The organism is Streptococcus suis (assembly GCF_019794615.1).
Taxonomy (GTDB): domain Bacteria; phylum Bacillota; class Bacilli; order Lactobacillales; family Streptococcaceae; genus Streptococcus; species Streptococcus suis_AI.
In genome coordinates this window covers 1-20,218 of record NZ_JAIMDU010000029.1, presented here as the reverse complement: position 1 = coordinate 20,218, position 20,218 = coordinate 1, and the positions used below count along the sequence as shown (strand labels likewise).

At 40.6% G+C, this 20,218-nt stretch carries 19 protein-coding genes and 1 pseudogene; 12 read left to right on the top strand and 8 right to left on the bottom strand.

What is annotated here, in order from left to right:
* Positions 1-343 precede the first annotated feature (343 nt).
* The 3 genes from K6V43_RS08530 (at position 344) to K6V43_RS08520 (ending at position 4,416) form a co-directional block, all read left to right on the top strand.
* Positions 344-790, top strand: coding sequence for a MarR family winged helix-turn-helix transcriptional regulator (locus K6V43_RS08530; protein WP_024404095.1), 447 nt, complete (start codon positions 344-346; stop codon positions 788-790).
* Positions 783-2,492, top strand: a complete 1,710-nt coding sequence (locus K6V43_RS08525; RefSeq protein WP_222382637.1) for an ABC transporter ATP-binding protein — start codon at positions 783-785, stop codon at positions 2,490-2,492. The genes K6V43_RS08530 and K6V43_RS08525 overlap by 8 nt, the downstream gene beginning before the upstream one ends.
* 139 nt (positions 2,493-2,631) lie before the next feature.
* Positions 2,632-4,416 (top strand): ABC transporter ATP-binding protein, encoded by a 1,785-nt coding sequence (locus tag K6V43_RS08520; protein WP_222382629.1) that lies wholly within the window; start codon positions 2,632-2,634, stop codon positions 4,414-4,416.
* 82 nt (positions 4,417-4,498) lie between these two features.
* Here the strand turns inward: K6V43_RS08520 and K6V43_RS08515 are convergent, their stop codons facing one another.
* The 3 genes from K6V43_RS08515 to K6V43_RS08505 form a co-directional block, all read right to left on the bottom strand.
* A complete protein-coding gene (locus tag K6V43_RS08515) occupies positions 4,499-5,293 on the bottom strand; it encodes a formate/nitrite transporter family protein (protein WP_099808912.1) in 795 nt (264 codons plus the stop codon).
* 82 nt (positions 5,294-5,375) lie between these two features.
* Positions 5,376-6,611 (bottom strand): NAD(P)H-dependent oxidoreductase, encoded by a 1,236-nt coding sequence (locus K6V43_RS08510; protein WP_222382627.1) that lies wholly within the window; start codon positions 6,609-6,611, stop codon positions 5,376-5,378.
* Positions 6,612-6,626: 15 nt separating this feature from the next.
* A complete protein-coding gene (locus K6V43_RS08505) occupies positions 6,627-7,229 on the bottom strand; it encodes an NADPH-dependent FMN reductase (protein WP_222382625.1) in 603 nt (200 codons plus the stop codon).
* 127 nt (positions 7,230-7,356) lie between these two features.
* Here K6V43_RS08505 and K6V43_RS08500 point away from each other — a divergent pair, with 127 nt between their 5' ends.
* Complete coding sequence (locus K6V43_RS08500; RefSeq protein ID WP_024388516.1) at positions 7,357-7,716, top strand: YbaN family protein; 360 nt, start codon at positions 7,357-7,359, stop codon at positions 7,714-7,716.
* A gap of 246 nt (positions 7,717-7,962) precedes the next feature.
* Here the strand turns inward: K6V43_RS08500 and K6V43_RS08495 are convergent, their stop codons facing one another.
* Both K6V43_RS08495 and K6V43_RS08490 read right to left on the bottom strand, forming a co-directional pair.
* Entirely contained in the window at positions 7,963-8,349 is a 387-nt protein-coding gene (locus tag K6V43_RS08495) for a DUF5301 domain-containing protein (protein ID WP_024404940.1), read from the bottom strand.
* Positions 8,346-9,056: a DUF6973 domain-containing protein gene (locus K6V43_RS08490; RefSeq protein ID WP_024404941.1), complete on the bottom strand. Its 711-nt coding sequence runs from the start codon at positions 9,054-9,056 to the stop codon at positions 8,346-8,348. Before K6V43_RS08490 ends, K6V43_RS08495 begins: the two co-directional genes overlap by 4 nt.
* A gap of 556 nt (positions 9,057-9,612) precedes the next feature.
* On the opposite strand from K6V43_RS08490, the gene K6V43_RS08485 reads away from it, so the two are divergent.
* From K6V43_RS08485 to K6V43_RS08450, 8 genes are all read left to right on the top strand, one after another.
* The gene (locus K6V43_RS08485; RefSeq protein ID WP_024404942.1) at positions 9,613-10,479 is read left to right on the top strand and encodes a helix-turn-helix domain-containing protein; all 867 of its coding nucleotides are present in this window, start codon (positions 9,613-9,615) and stop codon (positions 10,477-10,479) included.
* A gap of 93 nt (positions 10,480-10,572) precedes the next feature.
* Entirely contained in the window at positions 10,573-11,097 is a 525-nt protein-coding gene (locus K6V43_RS08480; RefSeq protein WP_153309310.1) for a hypothetical protein, read from the top strand.
* 27 nt (positions 11,098-11,124) lie between these two features.
* Positions 11,125-12,090, top strand: a complete 966-nt coding sequence (locus tag K6V43_RS08475; RefSeq protein WP_222382624.1) for a DUF3644 domain-containing protein — start codon at positions 11,125-11,127, stop codon at positions 12,088-12,090.
* 325 nt (positions 12,091-12,415) lie between these two features.
* Positions 12,416-12,859 carry a dUTP diphosphatase gene (locus K6V43_RS08470; protein WP_024388517.1) on the top strand — a complete coding sequence of 148 codons (444 nt, stop codon included), beginning with the start codon at positions 12,416-12,418 and terminating at the stop codon, positions 12,857-12,859.
* Positions 12,860-12,865: 6 nt separating this feature from the next.
* The gene (locus tag K6V43_RS08465; RefSeq protein ID WP_222382622.1) at positions 12,866-13,399 is read left to right on the top strand and encodes a histidine phosphatase family protein; all 534 of its coding nucleotides are present in this window, start codon (positions 12,866-12,868) and stop codon (positions 13,397-13,399) included.
* 6 nt (positions 13,400-13,405) lie between these two features.
* Positions 13,406-14,773: a DNA repair protein RadA gene (gene radA / locus K6V43_RS08460; RefSeq protein ID WP_222382636.1), complete on the top strand. Its 1,368-nt coding sequence runs from the start codon at positions 13,406-13,408 to the stop codon at positions 14,771-14,773.
* A gap of 123 nt (positions 14,774-14,896) precedes the next feature.
* On the top strand, positions 14,897-15,391 hold the full coding sequence (locus tag K6V43_RS08455; protein ID WP_024391588.1) for a beta-class carbonic anhydrase: 495 nt from the start codon (positions 14,897-14,899) through the stop codon (positions 15,389-15,391).
* A gap of 189 nt (positions 15,392-15,580) precedes the next feature.
* Positions 15,581-16,339, top strand: coding sequence for a TIGR00266 family protein (locus tag K6V43_RS08450; RefSeq protein WP_024404945.1), 759 nt, complete (start codon positions 15,581-15,583; stop codon positions 16,337-16,339).
* A 758-nt stretch (positions 16,340-17,097) separates the two neighbouring features.
* Here the strand turns inward: K6V43_RS08450 and K6V43_RS08445 are convergent.
* The 3 genes and pseudogenes from K6V43_RS08445 to K6V43_RS08435 form a co-directional block, all read right to left on the bottom strand.
* Complete coding sequence (locus tag K6V43_RS08445; protein ID WP_172006984.1) at positions 17,098-17,397, bottom strand: hypothetical protein; 300 nt, start codon at positions 17,395-17,397, stop codon at positions 17,098-17,100.
* An 822-nt stretch (positions 17,398-18,219) separates the two neighbouring features.
* The gene (locus K6V43_RS08440) at positions 18,220-18,360 is read right to left on the bottom strand and encodes a hypothetical protein (protein ID WP_172006985.1); all 141 of its coding nucleotides are present in this window, start codon (positions 18,358-18,360) and stop codon (positions 18,220-18,222) included.
* 51 nt (positions 18,361-18,411) lie between these two features.
* Positions 18,412-20,218: pseudogene (locus tag K6V43_RS08435) on the bottom strand (hypothetical protein); the annotation flags it as partial.

Here is a 20,218-nt window from a genome sequence, read left to right as displayed (position 1 = left end):
CAGGAGGGATGGGAATACGTGGTGGAAGTGAGTGAGGCATGTACGGAACAATGAAGAACGAATTACTTCTAAGAAACCAAATTGTATTGCAACAAATTGGAATTAGAGGGAGACGTAACCGAGTTCTATTTTAAACATAATATAAAAGTTAGATATTGAGAAAGGTTGTTAAAGCTAGTATAAACGAAATGGAAAAATATAAAATTAAATCTTATTTTTTGCTGTTTTTCAGCTCTATGGGATCATTTTTTCAAATTAATGAAAAAAAGAGAGCAGTAGACTTGACATTAGTTCTCTTAGGAACTATAATAATCAGCGTGCTAACAAAAAAGGAGGGTTCTTGATGTCACATATGGCAGACTTACGACATGTTTTTCATCAGTTAGAATACTTGAGTGATAAGATTGCAAAACACTATGGTGTCGAGCATTTGGCTGGTCCGCAGGGTCATGTCTTACACTTTTTAGGTGATAATATGGATAAGGAAATTTTTGTAAAGGATATTGAAACTGAACTGAAAATATCTAAGTCTGTCGCCAGTAACTTGGTTAAGCGTATGGAAAAAAATGGCTTTGTTCAAATCATTCCATCTGTGGTAGATAAGCGATATAAGCAAGTTGTTTTAACGCCATTGGGTCAAGAGAAGTTGCAACCATTAAGGGACTGGCACCAAGAAATGTCGGAATCAATTTTTAGGGGAATCCCTCGGGAAGATTTCCAATCAATGATTCGGCTGATTCATCAGTTGAAGGAGAATATTAATCAGTATAAGGAGAATAATGATGTTTAAAAATGCAATTCTACGCTACAAGTGGCACGCATTGACGTCGGTTGTGCTAACATCCATTGTTGTTATTACAACACTTTTGCAACCAAGTTATCTCAAAGATGTCTTGACGGCAGTTTTGTTAAATGATCAAGATGAGATTTTTCGGGTTGGGAAAATTCTTTTAGTGATTGCTGGAATTGGCTTACTTGCAGGACTTGCTAATACTATCAATGCTGCGAAAATTGCTCAAGGAGTTTCTGCGGATATTCGTGAAAATACATTCAGGAAGATTCAAAGTTTTTCATATGCAAATATTGAAGAATTTAATGCTGGAAATTTAGTTGTCCGCATGACCAATGACGTCACGCAAATTCAAAATTTGACCATGATGCTATTCACAATATTAATGCGAGTACCCTTGCTATTTATTGGTGCTTTTATTATGGCGGTAAGAACCCTGCCAGAACTTTGGTGGATGATTATTGTCATGGTGATTTTGATCGTAGCCATTATGGCCATTGTGATGGGACAAATGGGCCCTCGTTTTGGGAAATTCCAAACATTGATGGATCGCATGAATAGTATTGCCAAGGAAAATTTACGTGGTATTCGAGTGGTGAAATCATTTGTCCAAGAAAAAAATCAATACGATAAATTCAAGGAAGTTTCAAATGAGTTGCTTGATTTAAATATTTTTATCGGGTATGGTTTTTCAATTCTGCAACCATTGATGATGTTTATTTCCTATATGGCTATCTTTGCTTCTCTCTACCTCGTTTCTGGTATGGTAGATACAAACTTGGAAGCTGTAGGAGGCTTTACTTCGTTCATGAGTTACCTGATGCAAATCATGTTTGCAATCATTATGACGAGCTTTATGGGAATGCAGGCATCTCGTGCTGCCATTTCAATTAAACGAATTACAGAAGTATTAAATACTGAACCTGCTATGACTTTTGCAGATGTGCCAGATGAAGAATTAAATGGGAAGATTGTTTTTGATAATGTGACATTCACCTATCCACACGATACAGAGCCAACCTTGAAAAATATTTCATTTGAGATTGAATCAGGACAAATGGTTGGGGTTGTTGGTGCAACAGGTGCCGGTAAATCAACCTTGGCACAGTTGATACCTCGACTCTTCGACCCACAAGAGGGTAGTGTCTCTATTGGTGGTCGCGATGTGAAAGAGGTGAGTAAAAATACCCTTCGCAATACCGTTTCGATTGTACTTCAAAAAGCAATTCTTTTCTCAGGAACGATTGCGGACAATTTGCGCCAAGGGGCTCCGGGAGCGGATATTCTTCGATTGGAACGTGCAGCGGGAATTGCACAAGCGAAAGAATTTATCGATCGCTTAGATGAATCCTATGAAAGTGAAGTCGAGGAACGTGGAAACAACTTTTCTGGTGGTCAAAAGCAACGGATTTCGATTGCACGTGGTGTAATAGGGGAGCCAAAAGTACTTGTTTTAGACGATTCAACTTCAGCTTTGGATGCGAAATCTGAGAAGTTGGTCCAGGAAGCTTTGAACCATGAATTAAAAGCGACCACAACGGTTATTGTTGCACAGAAAATTTCATCAGTCATTAAGGCAGATAAAATCCTAGTACTCGACGAAGGTCGTCTGATTGGGGAAGGAACCCATGCTGAACTGGTGGAAAATAATGCTGTTTATCGCGAAATCTATGAAACACAGAAAGGGAAGGAGGAAAACTAAGCAAGTGCAGTCTATATAGTACGATTGCATTTGAACTCGCTCGGAAAGCTTCGAAAAAAGATAAACCGCCTAGCGTTTCGGAATGTGGCGTTGGTTTCCTATTTTTCGGTCGCATTCTGGACGATCTTAGTATCATGTTATGAAAACACTTAGATTTTTCTGGTTTTATTTTAAACGTTATAAAGTATCCTTTGTCTTTATTTTTCTAGCTATTGTTGTAGCAACCTATTTGCAAGTTAAAAGTCCAGTTTTGCTTGGTGATGCAATTGCAGAAATGGGAAAAATTGGTCAAAGCTATGCTGTTGCTAAGCAGATGGGACAATCAGGATTTGAAGCAGATTTTTCAGATTTTAATAGCATCATGTTCAAACTCTTTCTTGCCTATGCGATGACAGTTGTTGCGAACTTAATTTATAGCTTGCTGTTTACTCGCATTATTGCGAATTCAACAAGTCGTATGCGAAAAGGGCTTTTCGGCAAGTTAGAACGATTGACGATTGCTTTCTTTGATCGACATAAAGATGGAGATATTCTTTCACGCTTCACATCTGATTTGGATAATATTCAAAACACTTTCAACCAATCATTGACACAAGTGATGACCAACGTTGCCTTATATATTGGTTTGATTATTATGATGTTCCGTCAAGATGTTCGTTTGGCTTTAGTGACTGTAGCTTCGACACCTGTTGCTTTATTTGCTTTGGTAGTCATTGTTCGTCTTGCACGGAAATACACTAATCTTCAGCAAGCAGCAGTTTCGAAATTAAATGCCTACATGGATGAAAAAATTTCTGGTCAAAAAGCGATTATTGTCCAAGGTGTGCAACAAGAAACAATTGATGGCTTTTTAGAACTCAATGAAGAAGTTCGTCGCACAACCTTTAAAGGTAGATTATTCGGAGGTATTCTCTTCCCATTTATGAACGGGATGAGCTTGGTAAATACAGCGATTGTTATTTTTGTTGGTTCTACGATTGTCCTCAATGATAGTTCATTAGAAGCGGCTGCGGCATTAGGTTTGGTTGTTACCTTTGTACAATATTCTCAACAGTATTACCAGCCAATGATGCAGATTGCTTCAAGTTGGGCTGAGCTTCAGCTGGCCTTCACTGGTGCTCACAGGGTCCAAGAAATGTTTGATGAGCCTGAAGAAGTTCGCCCTCAAAATGCACCGTTGTTTACTGAATTGAAGGAAGGTGTTGCTATTAAGAATATTGACTTTGGATATTTGCCTGGTCAAAAAGTTCTTAATAATGTCTCAATCACAGCTCCTAAAGGAAAAATGGTAGCAGTCGTTGGTCCAACTGGATCAGGTAAGACAACAATCATGAACCTCATTAACCGTTTTTATGATGTAAATAGTGGTAGTGTAGAGTTTGACGGTCGTGATATTCGTGAATATGATTTGGATAGTTTACGAAATAAAGTCGGTATTGTTCTGCAGGAATCGGTGCTCTTTTCGGGAACCATTGCAGATAATATTCGATTTGGAAGCGATGATATTTCACAGGAAATGGTTGAAACTGCAGCGCGTGCTACTCATATTCATGATTTCATTATGAGTTTGCCAGAAGGGTATGACACTTATGTAACTGATGATGAAAATGTATTTTCAACAGGTCAGAAACAGTTGATTTCCATTGCCCGTACATTGTTGACAGATCCACAAGTACTGATTCTGGATGAAGCAACGTCTAACGTTGATACCGTGACTGAAGCTAAAATTCAAAAAGCTATGGAGGCCATTATCGCAGGACGGACCAGCTTCGTCATTGCCCATCGCCTTAAAACCATTCTTAATGCGGATGAAATCATTGTATTAAAAGATGGTCAGGTCATTGAACAAGGAAACCATAGTGAGTTACTCAAACTCAATGGCTTCTATGCTGAACTCTACCACAACCAGTTTGTGTTTGAATAGTAAAAAATAACAGCCAAGATAAGCAGGCCACAATCCTTAAACTTTTAGGATGTGGTTTATCTTGGCTGTTTTTGTAGTATCATTACTGTTCAAGATGGTTGGTTTTGGTTTGATTGAGCCAAGCATAAGCAATTCCAATAAAGAGTCCGGCTCCAAGCCAATTTCCAAAGAAAACAACAATCCACTGACGAAGAATATTCACGATGGTAAAGGTATCTACATTTGTACGAGCAGCGTTGAAGGCTAAGAGCATGAATGATGCGAAATTAGCAACTAAGTGTTCGTTGATAAGGAAAACAAACATAAAAATAGCAGATACAATAACAAAGAATTTGGCGGATTGTTCCTTGAGTAGCATATACCCAAGGATAGCCATATTCACAAACATATTGGCAGTAATTCCCTCAAAGAAGTTACTCCAGTCGGATTTTCCTAGTTTGATGGTGACAGCGTTGACAACAAAACTTTCGTCAGATAAGTTAAGGTAGGAGAAGGACTGATTGAAAAGCCAAGCCAGAATGGTAGCACCTACAAAGTTGAAGAAGGTGCAGTAAAGTAACATCAGCGTTACTTTTTTCCAAGTAATTTGCTTATAATAGGCACCAGTCGTTAGATACATCATATTAGATGTAGCCAATTCGCCACCAAAAATAAGAACAAAAATCAGTCCGATAGCAAAGATAAAGGTAAAAACAAAACGCGATAGACTTGGGAATTGACTGGAGATGACATCAGCTCCAATAATACCAACAGCTGTTGACATGGTCAAATAAGCTCCGGCATACATGGAGCGTAAGGCGTAACGGCTTAGACTTTCATCAAAAAGGGATTCTTTTTTCGAAACTGCAACCGAAATTTTTTCTTGAAATGGGGACATGGGGCCTCCTTGTGACATAATCATCAAAAATTTATTGAAAAATATAGTGGAAAGGGAGCCCCTTCCCACTAGTTTTTATTTGTTAGTGAGCAGATGCACCAGAATTGGCATCTGTCGGTGTGGAAGCTGTATGGGTACTACCTGTATCTGAAGCGCCAGAGGTTGCATCAACATGGGCAGGAGATGCGGTGTTTCCTGCACCCCCAACCAAGCGTTGTCCAGTGGTTTCAAGATACCAATCTAACCATGGCTTAAAATTAAAGATAATTTCATTGATGCCAGCGTAGGACCCGTCAGGATAGTACATAGCTTGGTAGTTATGAGTATTGATAATTTCAGGTGGTGTGCCTGGGACGATTGTTCGAACGTACTCTTGGTTACCATTACGTAAGGTTCCAACAACCCATTCGACATTTTTCATACGAGCAGGTGGTAAAGTGCCGTGAACGGTTGATAAGCGGTTACCTACTTGCTCTGGGACCCGCTTACCTAACATAGTATCAGGCTCTTGGTGGCTATTGTTGTAATAGAGGAACTGATTGTTATCATCTGCATAGGTCAACTCAAATGGCATGGCGTTGAGGAACATATTGAGTTGATTAACTGTCAAAAGACCGTTATCTAGTTTCACGTAAGTGTCCCCCTCAACAGCATTGACAAGCTTAGAGGCTTTAGTCAGCCAATCTGGGTCATCGGGATCCACACCTGTGATGGTCGTTGCGATTGGATGAGTACAGTCTAAATCTTCGGGTGCAATTGGCTTGGGTTGTTTCAATTTTGATACAACGCCGACATACTTGATAAAGTTGTCTAGACAGCTTTCCAAGAATTTCACAGTCCCTTCATTGATAATGTTCCCTTTATCATCAAAAGCTTCTTTCGCTTTACCAAGGAGGAATTCATTACCTGGTAACGTGTAGGCATTGACACCTGGAGCGTCCAAAATTTTTCTCAAGTGGACTTGAGCACGAGACGTTCCTTGGTCGTAGTAAGAAGCCCCGATAATCATAACTGGTTTATTTTCAAATGGATGTAAATTGAAACTTAGCCACTCTAGAGTACTCTTAAGAGCAGGTGTGATGGTGTGGTTGTGCTCAGGTGTAGCAATGATGACACCATCAGCACGTGTGATTTTGTTGTAAAGGTATTGAATCGCAAAACTATTAGACTGGTCTTCGTCCTGATTGAACATTGGGATATCTTTGATTTCCAAAAGCTCTAATTCAAATTTTACTTTAAAGTGGCGTTGAATAAATTGCAATAGCATACGGTTATAAGATTGGTCTGCATTAGACCCGACGATTCCGACAAATTTCATGGTTGTTCTCCTCTCTTACAAGTTTTCCCAGTCAAAGTTTTCAGCTTCTTTTTGAAGTAACTCTTTAGCGCTAGACAGTTTACTTGTCATCTTGACAAAGAGACGGAAGTCATCAAAGATGGCATCCAGTTTTTGACTCGTTTCTAAATCAATGAGCTCCCCATTGGCATCAAAGGCTTGCAAGGAATGTGACAATAAAAATTCATCTGGCAAGACAGTGGCCTTGAGTTCAGGAGCGTTGAGAATTTGACGTAGCTGTAGTTGGGCACGAGAGGAACCAAGTGTTCCATAAGAAGCACCAGTAATCATAACTGGTTTGTTTAATAGTGGATAGACACCGTATGATACCCAAGCAAGGGCATTCATAAGGACAGCTGGAATAGAGTGGTCATATTCGGGAGTTCCGATGATGACTCCGTCAGCAGCCTCAATTTTTGCGACCAATTCTTTGACAATTTCTGGTAATTCTCGATTGGCTGGTTTATTGAAGATTGGGAGTTCCTTGATTTCAACCAGTTCGATATCTGCCTTATCAGCGAAGTGTTGTTCAATGTACTGCAAGAGTTTGCGGTTGGTTGAGCGAGCGGAGTTTGTTCCGACCAGTCCTAGAAGTTTCATAGCGTCTTCTCTCTTTCCTAAATTTGGGACCTTTATCGTACCCGTTTATCCAATAAAATACAAGCGTTTTCTAAAAATGTGATAAAATTGTTCAAAAATTCACGAGTTCTTTTGGTATAATATTAGTATGCAGAGAATATTCTATCTAGTATTTGGTTTTGTTAGTTTGATGGTTGGTGTCATTGGGATTGTTTTGCCGATAGTTCCGACAACCCCTTTTTTACTTTTGGCAGGATTTTGCTTTGCGAGAAGTTCAAAAAGGTTTGAAAAATGGCTACGCAATACAAAAATTTATCAATTTTACGTAGCTGATTACGTTGAGACCAAATCCATTTCCCGCAAACGAAAAAAGCAAATCATCTGGCAAATTTACTTACTCATGGCAATTTCTATCTGGCTGGCTCCTATTTTATTGGTCAAAATGGGACTGGGACTATTAACAATCTTCATCACTTACTATTTGTTTTGGGTCATACCGGAGAAATAAAGTCATATTTGATGGTTGAACATCGTCCTAAAGGATGGAAAAGTGATCGAGCAAGGCAACCACAGCCAGCTCCTCAAAAAGGGCGGCTTCTACGCCGAACTCTACCACAACCAGTTTGTGTTTGAATAAAGAAAAAGGTCTGAAACCAGGTGAGCTAGCTTTAGACCTTTTCTTTGTTTAGCCGTTGGAAATGGCATCTTTGAATATGATAACCTCGGCAGATTCGATACCGTAGTAATAACAACTCTAATTCAACTCAATCAAATTCTCAAGAGGGGCCTGCAATTTGACGGTATATTCGTAAGGTTTCTCTAAAATGGTATTATTATTGTCGCTATAGAGATACAGAGTTCCAACTTCTTCATCCTTGTTAAATAATTTTAATGTATAATAGGAGGACACTAAAGGATTATCATGAACCCCTTCGTTGGTGAATAGATAGGGCTTGGTTTTGGTTAACAGAGAATGGAAAGATATCAAGTCGGTATCTTGAACTGTTTTTATCAAATGCTGTTTTTTATAAATGACAATTTTATCGGATTCAGGAATAGCGACAGTTGTTTTTACATTCTGTGAGATTAAAAGTAATATTGCTCCCACGCCGACAAGAATAAGTAATACTATCTTTTTCATGTAGTGGCTACCAACTTTCTACTCTGAATTCGTCGTCCACGTCCACTCTTAATAGCACGGTAGATTTCTTCCACCATAGCGTTAGTAGCTTGCCCACTTTTTCCGTATTTAGACCCGATATCACGCCCAAGTTTGTTGTTGTGTAGGTCCATGGCTTTGTCTAGCTTATCTGTAACTCCCTGCTCATGTGCATCGGTCCATACTTTGGCTCGTGAGGCTCCGATTCGTTGTGTTAAAGCGCCATTCCAGACAGCGTGTCTAAAAGCATCTGAGTTATCTTGATAGCCATTTCTACCATATTTTTTCAAGGTATGATTCTTAGCTATTTGTGAAGATGTGTAATAATGCCCTGCTTCGATTGGATGAGAAGCAACTAATTTTTTTTCAGCAGATGTAAGATTGAGGCCGTTATAACTTCGAGTTCGATAGAGACCGTCTTGCAGGTTGCTGTTGTAGATACGAAGTAATTGTTGTTCCATGAGAGAATTTTGTTCCTCTGATGTAGCATAGGCATGATTTTGTTCAACCCAAGACAAGGCATCTACAAAGTCTTCTTCGGTCAAAAAATTCAAAGCGTGTTCAAAACTAATCTCATTAGTTTCTATTGTATTATCTGAAGTACTTGTGTTTTCTGCTGAAGCAACACTAGGCAGTCCTAGACTGAGTAATATTACTGGAAAGACTACTATTTTTTGAATTTTCTTCATCTTAAAAACTCCTTTTATATAACAATTATGAATGAGCAATAGATATCGTACAGCTTAGAGTTAATCTTTCTTCTCCTTCTTTGAAGCTAGTTGATAGAGAACTAGATAGATTAAATTACCGATAATAATACTATAGGCTATGAGTGACAAATCTTCTTTCCCGAAGACTAGCTGTGCATCAGCGTATAAGAGGCAAGAATGGGTTGCCAACAACAATGTTGGTTATAAAGTAGATATGTTATTGCTCCTTTCAACGAATGTGAGAATAGGTGTAAGCTCAACTACTCAAACGTTTGTCTATCCTCCTTTCCAGAGTGGTGAGATGGTGGTAGCTTATTTATTTGTTGAAAATTGGTATAATTAGATTCCACCCATCCCCTAAAAGTTGAGGGGCTAGTAGGATAGCTGAGTAAGTTAAAAGCAAGAGATAGTTTTTCCAATTTTTCATAAGAGTGCCTCCTATTATTTTGTTTGTTTTTCTTTACTATTATGGTATCATAGAATAAATGCAAAAGATGAAAACGCAAACAATTCTCACATTTTTTGGAGGTCTTGCATGAAATGGGATTTTGGGACAGTCTTAAAAGAAATTCGCAAGTCCAAAGGGCTTAGCCAGCAAGATGTTTGTGGAGATGCCTTGTCACGGACGACCCTATCAAAAATTGAAAACAACAAAGAGTATCCGACCATTGCTCACTTTTCCCATATCCTCCGTCAGTTGGATATGACCTTCGCAGAGTTCGACTATATCTGCCATGCCTATCAGCCTTCGGAGCGTTCGTCTATCATCCATCGCTTTGAAAATTTGAGAGGACAATTTTTTTCTGAATCAAACTGTCAAGATTTTTTGTACCAAGTAGAGCAGTACTTGAAGAGGCAGGAAGATGTACGAGTTCAACGAATTGAGCAACAATTACGTTTAATCTTATCCATTTATCAAACGGGAGATGGGGAGCGGACCAGACAGTTGGGGCAAGCCCTTTGGAAGGAATTGGAGAAGTCAGACACTTGGTATTTAGCTGACTTTCGTAAGTTAGGGTTGGTACTTCCCATCATTCCTGTATCTCATTTGAAAGGCTTTGTAGATAAAATTTTGCTTTCCTTGGACAAGTATAAGGACTTCAGAGATGTACAGGTTAGTCAGTTTGCTTTTCTTCACAACCTATCGACTGTTTTGTTGAAAAATGAAGAGTATCAACTTTGTAGTTCAGTAATGGAGAGAGTTTATGCTATGGCTCAGGAAAGTATGCGGATTGATTATGTAGGCATGGCTAATGTCCGTATGGGTATCTTTCAGCAGGATAGAGGGATGGTAGATAAGGGACTTGCCATTCTCCGAGCCGCAGATTTGCTAGAGATGGTCGAACAGTTGGAGAAAGAAGTCGAGGAGTATTGGGAGATTTTTGGCTCGGAAGCGGTTTGAACTGCTTGAGCTAGTTTATAGTAGTAACACCTGTATGTCAGGTGTTTTTTGCTAAATATCGCGGGCTTTTACGAATTAGTGTATAATAGACCTGTGAAAAGACAGAGCCTTCAAGTTGAATTATTTCCCCTGAAAAAGGAAGAAATCCTTGCCTACTTAGACGACAAGGGGATTTTAGTGAATGATTATTTCAAGACCTATCTAGCTCACCCCACTTATCAAGAAGTGGTGGAGAAACAGAAGTGTTTAGTAGAGATTGTCAGTCTAGCCGACATGGGATTCGAAAGGGGAGTGACTGCTCCTCAGATAGAGGAGAGAGTCGTGGAGATGGGTTATCAATTACCACCAGCTCATTTGGGAGTTTATCTTCGCCTAACCTTGTTGGAGCAGGAAGTCAGTCAAGATACTAAGCTTTCTCAGAGAAAATCACCAGACGGAGCCATTTGCCTCCTGTCGCCTCAGTTGGAAGAAGAATTCACCTTCCCTCGCAGTGTCTATCTCCGTAAGGTTGACCAAGACTTGTGGCTACGTGCAGCCCGCTTTGATGACGAGTATGTCTTTCCCCTATCCACCATTTTTGCATTTGTGACGAAAAGTGCGAATGAACAATATGAGTAAAAAGAAGAAAATGATGTAAGGAACTATATGGAAAATTTAAGTAAAAGACTGGTTGATAAAAGTGTTGAAGCGTTTATTATGGGGCTTGAAATATACAATAAACCAACCATTAAGTACCGAATTGAGGGTTTTAGCTTCTTTATTTGTAACGCATGGGAATTGATGTTAAAAGCAGAAATGTTAAATAGAAATCAATCAATCTATTTTAAGGATAATCCGGATAGAACTCTCAGTCTCGAAAGTGTCATCAAAAAGATTTATTCCGACGATAGCACTCGTATCAGACTAAACTTAGAACGGATTGTTGAACTTAGAAATATCAGTACACATTATATTACCGAAGATTATGAACTGAAATATGCCCCGCTCTTTCAAGCGTGTGTCTTGAACTACGTAAATGAACTTCAGCGGTTTCATAACAGAGATATAACGGAGGTCATCGCACAAAACTTCCTAACGATATCAGCAAGCTATGAACCACTCACAAATGAACAGATTAGACTAAAATATCCACCAGAAATTGCAGAAAAATTGATTCAACAAGCTAATGATATAGATGTTCTGGTAGCTGAATATAACTCAGATAAATTTGCGATTGGTGTAAAACAAAATCTTTATATCACAAAGAAAAAATCTGAAGCTGATTTTGTCGTTTCGATCGCAAACCAAGCACCTTCACAAGTCGCTATTATCAAGGACTTGAAAGACCCTTCAGAAACACATAAATATTCATATGGAAATGTCATCTCTGTTATAAATGATAGATTAAACAAGAAAAATATCAAATTGAATTACAAAGCTGGCTTTAATCAGTATGTTCTTAAATTGATTATCGACTTCTATTCAATAAAAACTGATGAAAAATATGCATATTGCCATAAAATTGGTAAATCAGAACATTATACCTATTCACAGCAATTTGTAGATTTTATTATTGCAGAAATTGAAAAAGACCCTCAAAACTTTGTTGAGAGTCTGAAAAAATCAAAATAAAAAAGATAACCCCAGGCACATAGGAATGCTCAACCTCTCAGTCTACCCCATTCTGGGACCCAGCGTTTATCCATCACAAGTTATCTTTACTAATATTATACCACGTGCGTGGGAAATGTAAAGTGTTTTATTACCTTATCAGTTAGCTAACATGGATTAGAGTCCTTTGGAGATAATAGTCATCTCCCCATATTCTGACTGGTTTGTTTTCCCTGCCAACTCCTAATAAACGAAATAGAGACGATCCCATAAGCCTACGCACGATAGAAACTAATTTAAATAAACTTATAAAATTACCGTTTGAAAGGATAAATAAAAAAATATTATGAAAATCCGTGGATTCGAACTGGTTAGCCAGTTTACTGATGAAAATTTATTGCCAAAACGCGAAACGGCACACGCAGCAGGTTACGACCTAAAGGCTGCGGAGAGGGTCAGCTTGGAGCCGGGTGAGATTAAGCTGGTGCCAACGGGTGTCAAGGCCTATATGCAGGCCAACGAGGTCCTCTATCTCTACGACCGGTCGTCCAACCCTCGCAAGAAGGGGCTGGTCCTGATTAACTCGGTTGGGGTTATTGACGGCGACTACTACGGCAATCCAGCTAATGAAGGTCATATCTTTGCCCAGATGCGAAATATCACAGAGGAAACTGTCGTGGTGGAAGCAGGCGAGCGAATCGTACAGGCTGTTTTTGCCCCCTTCCTCTTGGCTGACGGTGATCAGGCCGACGGCGTTCGGACGGGCGGATTTGGCTCGACGGGGAAGTAGACTACTATGCAGATTCTCTTTGTGCGGCATTCCGAGCCTGACTACAGTATGTTTGACCGGCATGACAACCCTCGGCTGTACGCAGGTTTTGGACGGGATCTGGCTCCCCTGACTGAAAAGGGAAGGGCTTTGGCCCAGAAAGTTGCCAGCAGTTCTGTTTTGGCTCAGGCTCAGGTGGTTATCGCTTCAAGCGTCACGCGGGCCTTGGAGACTGCAACTTACATTGCTCATGCCCAGCAACTACCTCTTCTGGTCGAGCCCTTTTTTCATGAGTGGCGACCAGACCTACTGGGACAAAATGCCAGTCAAGATGAGGCTATCTTAGCTCATCGATTATTTTTGGAAAATAGCGGAGCGGTGCCTGAGTCTTCTCCTGTTCGTTATGAGACTGCTGCGGAGATGAAAGAGCGATTTTTACAGGCCCTTGAAAAATACAAAGCCTATGATCGAATTGTTATCGTCTGTCACGGTATGCTGATACGTCAGTTTGTTCCCAAAGAAACCATAGCCTACTGCGAAATCCTAGAATACACTCTATAGGAGGAAATCATCATCGCTAAGAAAAAAACAACCTTTGTCTGTCAATCCTGCGAGTATCACTCACCCAAGTATCTGGGCCGTTGCCCCAACTGTGGCTCCTGGTCTAGCTTTGTCGAGGAAGTGGAAGTCGCTGAAGTCAAGAACGAGCGGGTCAGCCTGACAGGTGAGAAGACCCGTCCCATGAAACTCAATGAAGTTTCCTCCGTTCAAGTGGCCCGCACCAAGACCAACATGGAGGAGTTCAACCGAGTCCTCGGTGGCGGTGTGGTCCCAGGCAGTCTGGTCCTGATTGGAGGCGATCCAGGAATTGGGAAATCCACCCTGCTCTTGCAGGTTTCTACCCAGCTTTCGACCATTGGCACGGTCCTCTATGTGTCGGGGGAAGAATCTGCCCAGCAGATTAAGTTGCGAGCGGAGCGTCTGGGCGACATCGATAGCGAGTTCTATCTCTATGCGGAGACCAATATGCAGAGCATTCGGACCGAGATTGAGAAGATAAAACCAGATTTCCTGATTATCGACTCTATCCAGACCATTATGAGTCCTGACATCTCCAGCGTGCAAGGTTCTGTCAGTCAGGTCCGTGAAGTAACCAATGAACTCATGCAGATTGCCAAGACTAATAACATCGCAACATTCATCGTCGGCCACATGACCAAGGAAGGCACCCTGGCTGGACCGCGGACCTTGGAGCACATGGTGGACACCGTTCTCTATTTTGAGGGCGAGCGACAACACACCTTCCGTATCTTGCGGGCGGTCAAAAACCGCTTTGGCTCCACCAACGAAATCGGCATTTTTGAAATGCAGTCACAGGGTTTGGTCGAAGTCCTCAATCCTAGCGAGGTCTTTCTGGAAGAGCGTCTGGACGGGGCGACAGGCTCTGCTATTGTCGTGACCATGGAGGGCACCCGCCCTATCCTTGCCGAAGTGCAGGCTCTGGTGACCCCGACCATGTTTGGCAATGCCAAGCGGACCACGACAGGCTTGGACTTCAACCGTGCCAGCTTGATTATGGCGGTTTTGGAAAAACGGGCAGGCCTGCTCCTCCAAAACCAAGATGCCTACCTCAAGTCAGCAGGCGGTGTCAAACTGGATGAGCCAGCTATTGACCTGGCGGTCGCAGTCGCCCTTGCCTCCAGTTACAAGGATAAGCCAACCAACCCACAAGAGTGCTTTATTGGTGAGATTGGTCTGACAGGTGAAATCCGCCGTGTCAATCGGATTGAGCAACGTATTAACGAAGCCGCTAAATTGGGCTTTACCAAGGTCTATGCCCCCAAAAATTCCCTGACTGGTATCAAGGTACCCAAGGAAATCACCGTTATCGGTGTGACAACAATTGGCGAAGTCTTGCAAAATGTGTTTAACTAATAAAAATATTCGGGAGAAACAGTTTGTTGCTCCTTTTTTTGCGACAAATACAAAAGAATGTGTTAAGCTAGAAGCAGTTATTGTCTGAAAATTTTAGAAATTCTCATCGATATAGGAGGAATTATGTCATATTTTGAACATTTTATGCAAGCTAATAAAGCGTATGTTGATTTACATGGAGATTATCACTTACCATTGCGTCCCAAGACTAGGGTGGCCATTGTAACTTGTATGGATTCACGTTTGCACGTAGCGCAGGCACTTGGTTTGGCACTAGGGGACGCGCACATTCTGCGGAATGCTGGTGGGCGAGTGACGGATGACATGATTCGTTCTTTAGTCATTTCCCAGCAACAAATGGGAACGCGTGAGATTGTCGTACTACATCATACGGATTGTGGAGCTCAGACCTTTACGAATGAAGACTTCGCACGCCATATTCATAAGGAATTAGGTGTAGATGTAACTGGACAGGATTTCTTACCATTTACAGATGTAGAAGACAGCGTTCGTGAGGATATGGAATTGCTTCGCAAATCTCCACTAATTCCAGAGGATGTTGTTATCAATGGTGCTGTATATAACGTGGATACAGGTGTGATGACAGAAGTAAAATAATGCAGAGGGAATCTGGTTGCTCGGATTCCTTTATTTTTTTGTAAATATACTTGACACTTCACCTGTTTAGTTGTAGAATTGTGTTATAAAAATAATACAACCGGAGTTAAAAATGATTTTGTTTGTTTTTGGTTTATTATAGCTATCTTGTGGTTAACAGGAACTTTTCGTAAAAAATAGGAGGCAACTATGTCAGACAATCGAATGAAATACACTATTGATAGTAATATGCAATTTCCTTTAGTAGAGATTGCTTTGGAGGCTGGTGAGTCAGCTTATATCCAGCAGGGAAGTATGGTTTACCACACGCCAAGCGTAACATTGAATACTAAACTCAATGCGCGCAGTGGTTCTGGTTTTGGTAAACTCATGGGAGCTATCGGTCGTTCCATGGTATCAGGGGAATCCATGTTTATAACCCAAGCAGTTTCAAATAGCAATGACGGAAAAATAGCTTTGGCTCCTTCTACTCCTGGACAGGTCATTGCCTTAGAACTTGGAGCTCAACAATATCGCCTAAACGATGGTGCATTTCTTGCTCTTGATGGTTCTGCTCAGTATAAGATGGAACGTCAAAGTGTAGGTAAAGCTTTCTTTGGTGGCCAGGGCGGTCTCTTTGTTATGACCACTGAGGGTTACGGTACTCTTTTAGCAAATGCCTTTGGTTCAATTAAGAAAATTGAGTTAACAGGTGGTAGTATTACAATTGATAATGCGCATGTCGTTGCTTGGAGCCGAGAGCTAGATTACAACATTCATATGGAAAATGGTTTCTTACAATCAATTGGCACAGGTGAAGGGATTGTCAATACATTCTCAGGTTACGGTGAAATCTATGTACAAAGTTTGAATATTGAAACCTTTGCTCAAGTTATCGGTAATCATATTGTCGGTACAGGTGGCGACGGTGGTGGCGGTAGCACATCACTTCTTGATGCGATTTTTTAAGATAGACCAGTTGTATCATTGTCGTAAAATATTTAAATTATTAATTAAAAACACGAAGAAGTAGTGATGAGTATAGTTTTCATCCCTACTTCTTTTGTATTTTTATTGCATAATCGAACTTTTCACTCAACTATTTGAATAAAAAATCAATATATAAACATATGTATAACTAGTAAACTGAGAATCTTTATTTTTGTATAATTAACAAAATACATTTACAAGTAATATATTTGTAAAACTTAAGTATAATCTGCTATAATGGGGAGAAAAACTTGTAAAAATACTGAATGAGGGCACATGCATTTTATAAAAAAACATAGACAGTTAGTTGAGTCAGGTAGAAAATCTATTGTTACTCTACACAAATCTGGCAAGCACTGGGTACGTACTATTTTAACAAAGGTCGGATTAATCAAAGTATCGTCATCAGATGATGTGAATGTTGAAGTAAACGCTGATCAAAAGGCATATCGTTCAAAGAGCTTATTGTTGCAAAGTGTACTTGCTACTGGAGCCATTCTAGGTGGAGCGGGCGTTCCCGAAATCCATGTTTTGGCAGAGGAAGTGGATGGGAAAACAATTGGATCAACTGCTTTAGCAAATATAGATACAGTTCCTTTAATTGGAGCAGGGGATTCGGATAGCCTTACAGAAGATTCTGAAATTAGTAGTTTATCAGATGAGAATAAGGCTGTAGATAGTGCCGAATCTTCTTTGGGGGTTACTAATGAATCAGATGTTTCGACCGTTAATTCATCTCAATCTGAATTATTGACAGAATTAAATGATGAAAAGAGTGCTATAACGACGGAATTACAGTCTAGCAGTGAAATAGATACAGGAATTGTTTCAGAAAGTGTAATTTCAAATATAATGCAAAGTGAGAGTAATTCGGAATCAGAATCGGATTCTATTGGAGAATTTTTTACCTCATTTACCTCAGAGAGTGCAAGTGAAACTATATTACAAATAGATGATAAAGTGATTGTTGAAGAAGCAACAGCTCCACTTGATTTTTCCAAGTATAATGAAGCGATAGCCTCTTTAGATGATGCCATTAATCGATATATACCGATTGAAACTACACAGCAAACTTCTGCCTATAATAAATATATATCGAGCTTGCAAGAAGCGATTGTTGCACGAACTAGTTTGGAGTCGATATCTACATTACCTGATTTAACCCAGATTGGATTAGACGAAGCTGCTTTATCAGGTGCACAGTCAGCAATTCGTCTAAGGATGAGGTATCAACAATTACTTCAATCTTATAATAAAATCCAGCCAATTTCTGGAGGAGGAACGACAAACCTTCGCGTGGCAAGCAGTAGTTCGGATGGAACTATACTGGTCTTTTCTGAGAGTGATGTTTCTTCTAAGGCTAATTACAAAAATAAACAGATTAACAAAATTGAAGGTCGCTTGAATTTAACAACTAACACCATTGATTGGACGGTTACTTATGAACCTTTAATTAATGGAACTGCATATGCAGGACTCTACATAGCTACAGTTTCCGAAGTAGGAAGTCCTCAAAATATTTTAGTAAATGGAATCCCACTTTCATTGGATACTAGCATAGTTAACGGAGAAACCCTTGGGGCAAATCTTAGTACAGTAGATTACTCAGGACGTTATTATGGAAATAATTATAGTTTAGCTACTGTAAAAGTTGCAACTGATCAACCAATTATATACACATTTACCACATCGGCAGGATCAACACTAGCAAACATTGCAATTTACGTTCAGGCAGCGATTCATCAAACTTCAAATATAGTTCATGCCACTTTAAAAGAGATGAATGGTGCTACAAATTTAAGCGGAATGCTTGTTAACTATAAGGCTTCATTTGTAGCTGACGAATCAAATAGTTATGTTCAATCAACATCAGAGTCAATCCAGCGATCGCTCAGTATTAAGGAGTCAACTAGTGCCAGCCAGTCATTAGTACAGTCAGCTAGTGTTTCCGTTGTCCGCTCCACCTCTATATCAGAGTCTTTATCTAATTCGCAATTCATTTCTACTTCAACAAGTACCTCTAAATCCATTTCAACTTCGGTTTCCAATGCTCAGAGCGCGTCCGCCTCATCCTCTGAATCAATTTCAATTTCGTTGAGTGAATCCGCTTCGGCCTCCGAATCAGTTTCAAATTCGTTGAGCGCGTCCGCCTCATCCTCTGAGTCAATTTCAAGTTCGATGAGTGAATCCGCTTCGGTTTCCGAATCGGTTTCAAGTTCACTGAGCGCATCCGTTTCGGCCTCTGAATCAATTTCAAGTTCGATGAGTGAATCCGCTTCGGCCTCCGAATCAGTTTCAAGCTCGTTGAGTGAATCAACATCGATTTCAGAATCCGTTTCAAGTTCAGTGAGTGAATCCGTTTCGGCCTCTGAATCCGTTTCAAATTCGTTGAGCGAATCATCCTCGATTTCAGAATCAGTTTCAAGTTCGATGAGCGCATCCGCCTCGGTTTCCGAATCAATTTCAAGTTCACTGAGTGAATCCGCTTCGGCCTCTGAATCAATTTCAAGTTCACTGAGTGAATCCGCATCAGCTTCCGAATCAGTTTCAAATTCGCTGAGCGCATCCGCTTCAGCCTCAGAATCCGTTTCAAGCTCGTTGAGTGAATCCGCTTCGGCCTCTGAATCAATTTCAAGTTCACTGAGTGAATCCGCTTCGGTTTCCGAATCAGTTTCAATTTCAGTGAGCGCATCCGCTTCGGTTTCCGAATCAATTTCAAGTTCACTGAGTGAATCAACGTCGATTTCAGAATCAGTTTCAAATTCGTTGAGTGAATCAACTTCGGTTTCCGAATCAAATTCAAGTTCGATGAGTGAATCCGCTTCGGTTTCCGAATCGGTTTCAAGTTCACTGAGCGCATCCGTTTCGGTTTCCGAATCAACTTCAAGTTCGCTGAGCGCATCCGCTTCGGTATCTGAATCAGTTTCAAATTCGTTGAGTGAATCAACTTCGGTTTCCGAATCAAATTCAAGTTCGCTGAGCGCGTCCGCCTCATCTTCTGAATCAATTTCAAGTTCACTGAGTGAATCCGCTTCGGCCTCCGAGTCAGTTTCAAGTTCAGTGAGCGCGTCCGCCTCATCCTCCGAATCAGTTTCAAGTTCAGTGAGCGCGTCCACTTCGGCCTCCGAATCAACTTCAAGTTCAGTGAGCGCATCCGCTTCGGCCTCCGAATCAGTTTCAAATTCAATGAGTGAAATCGCTTCGGTATCTGAATCAGTTTCAAATTCACTGAGTGACTCCGCTTCGGCCTCCGAATCAGTTTCAAGCTCGTTGAGTGAATCAACTTCGGTATCCGATTCAGTTTCAAGTTCGCTGAGCGAATCATCCTCGATTTCCGAATCAGTTTCAAATTCGTTGAGTGAGTCCGCTTCGGCCTCCGAATCAATTTCAAGTTCACTGAGTGAATCCGTTTCGGTTTCAGAATCAGTTTCAAATTCGCTTAGCGCATCCGCTTCGGTTTCCGAATCAGTTTCAATTTCAGTGAGCGCATCCGCTTCGGTTTCGGAATCAGTTTCAAATTCACTGAGTGAATCCGCTTCGGTTTCAGAATCAGTTTCAAGTTCAGTGAGCGCATCAACTTCGGTATCCGATTCAGTTTCAAATTCGTTGAGCGCATCCGCTTCGGCCTCCGAATCAGTTTCAATTTCGATGAGCTCATCCGCTTGGGCCTCCGAATCCGTTTCAAATTCGTTGAGTGAATCAGTCTCGATTTCAGAATCAGTTTCAAGTTCGTTGAGTGAGTCCGCTTCGGCCTCTGAATCAGTTTCAAATTCGTTGAGTGAATCAACTTCGGTTTCCGAATCAAATTCAAGTTCGCTGAGCGCATCCGCTTCGGCCTCCGAATCAAATTCAAGTTCG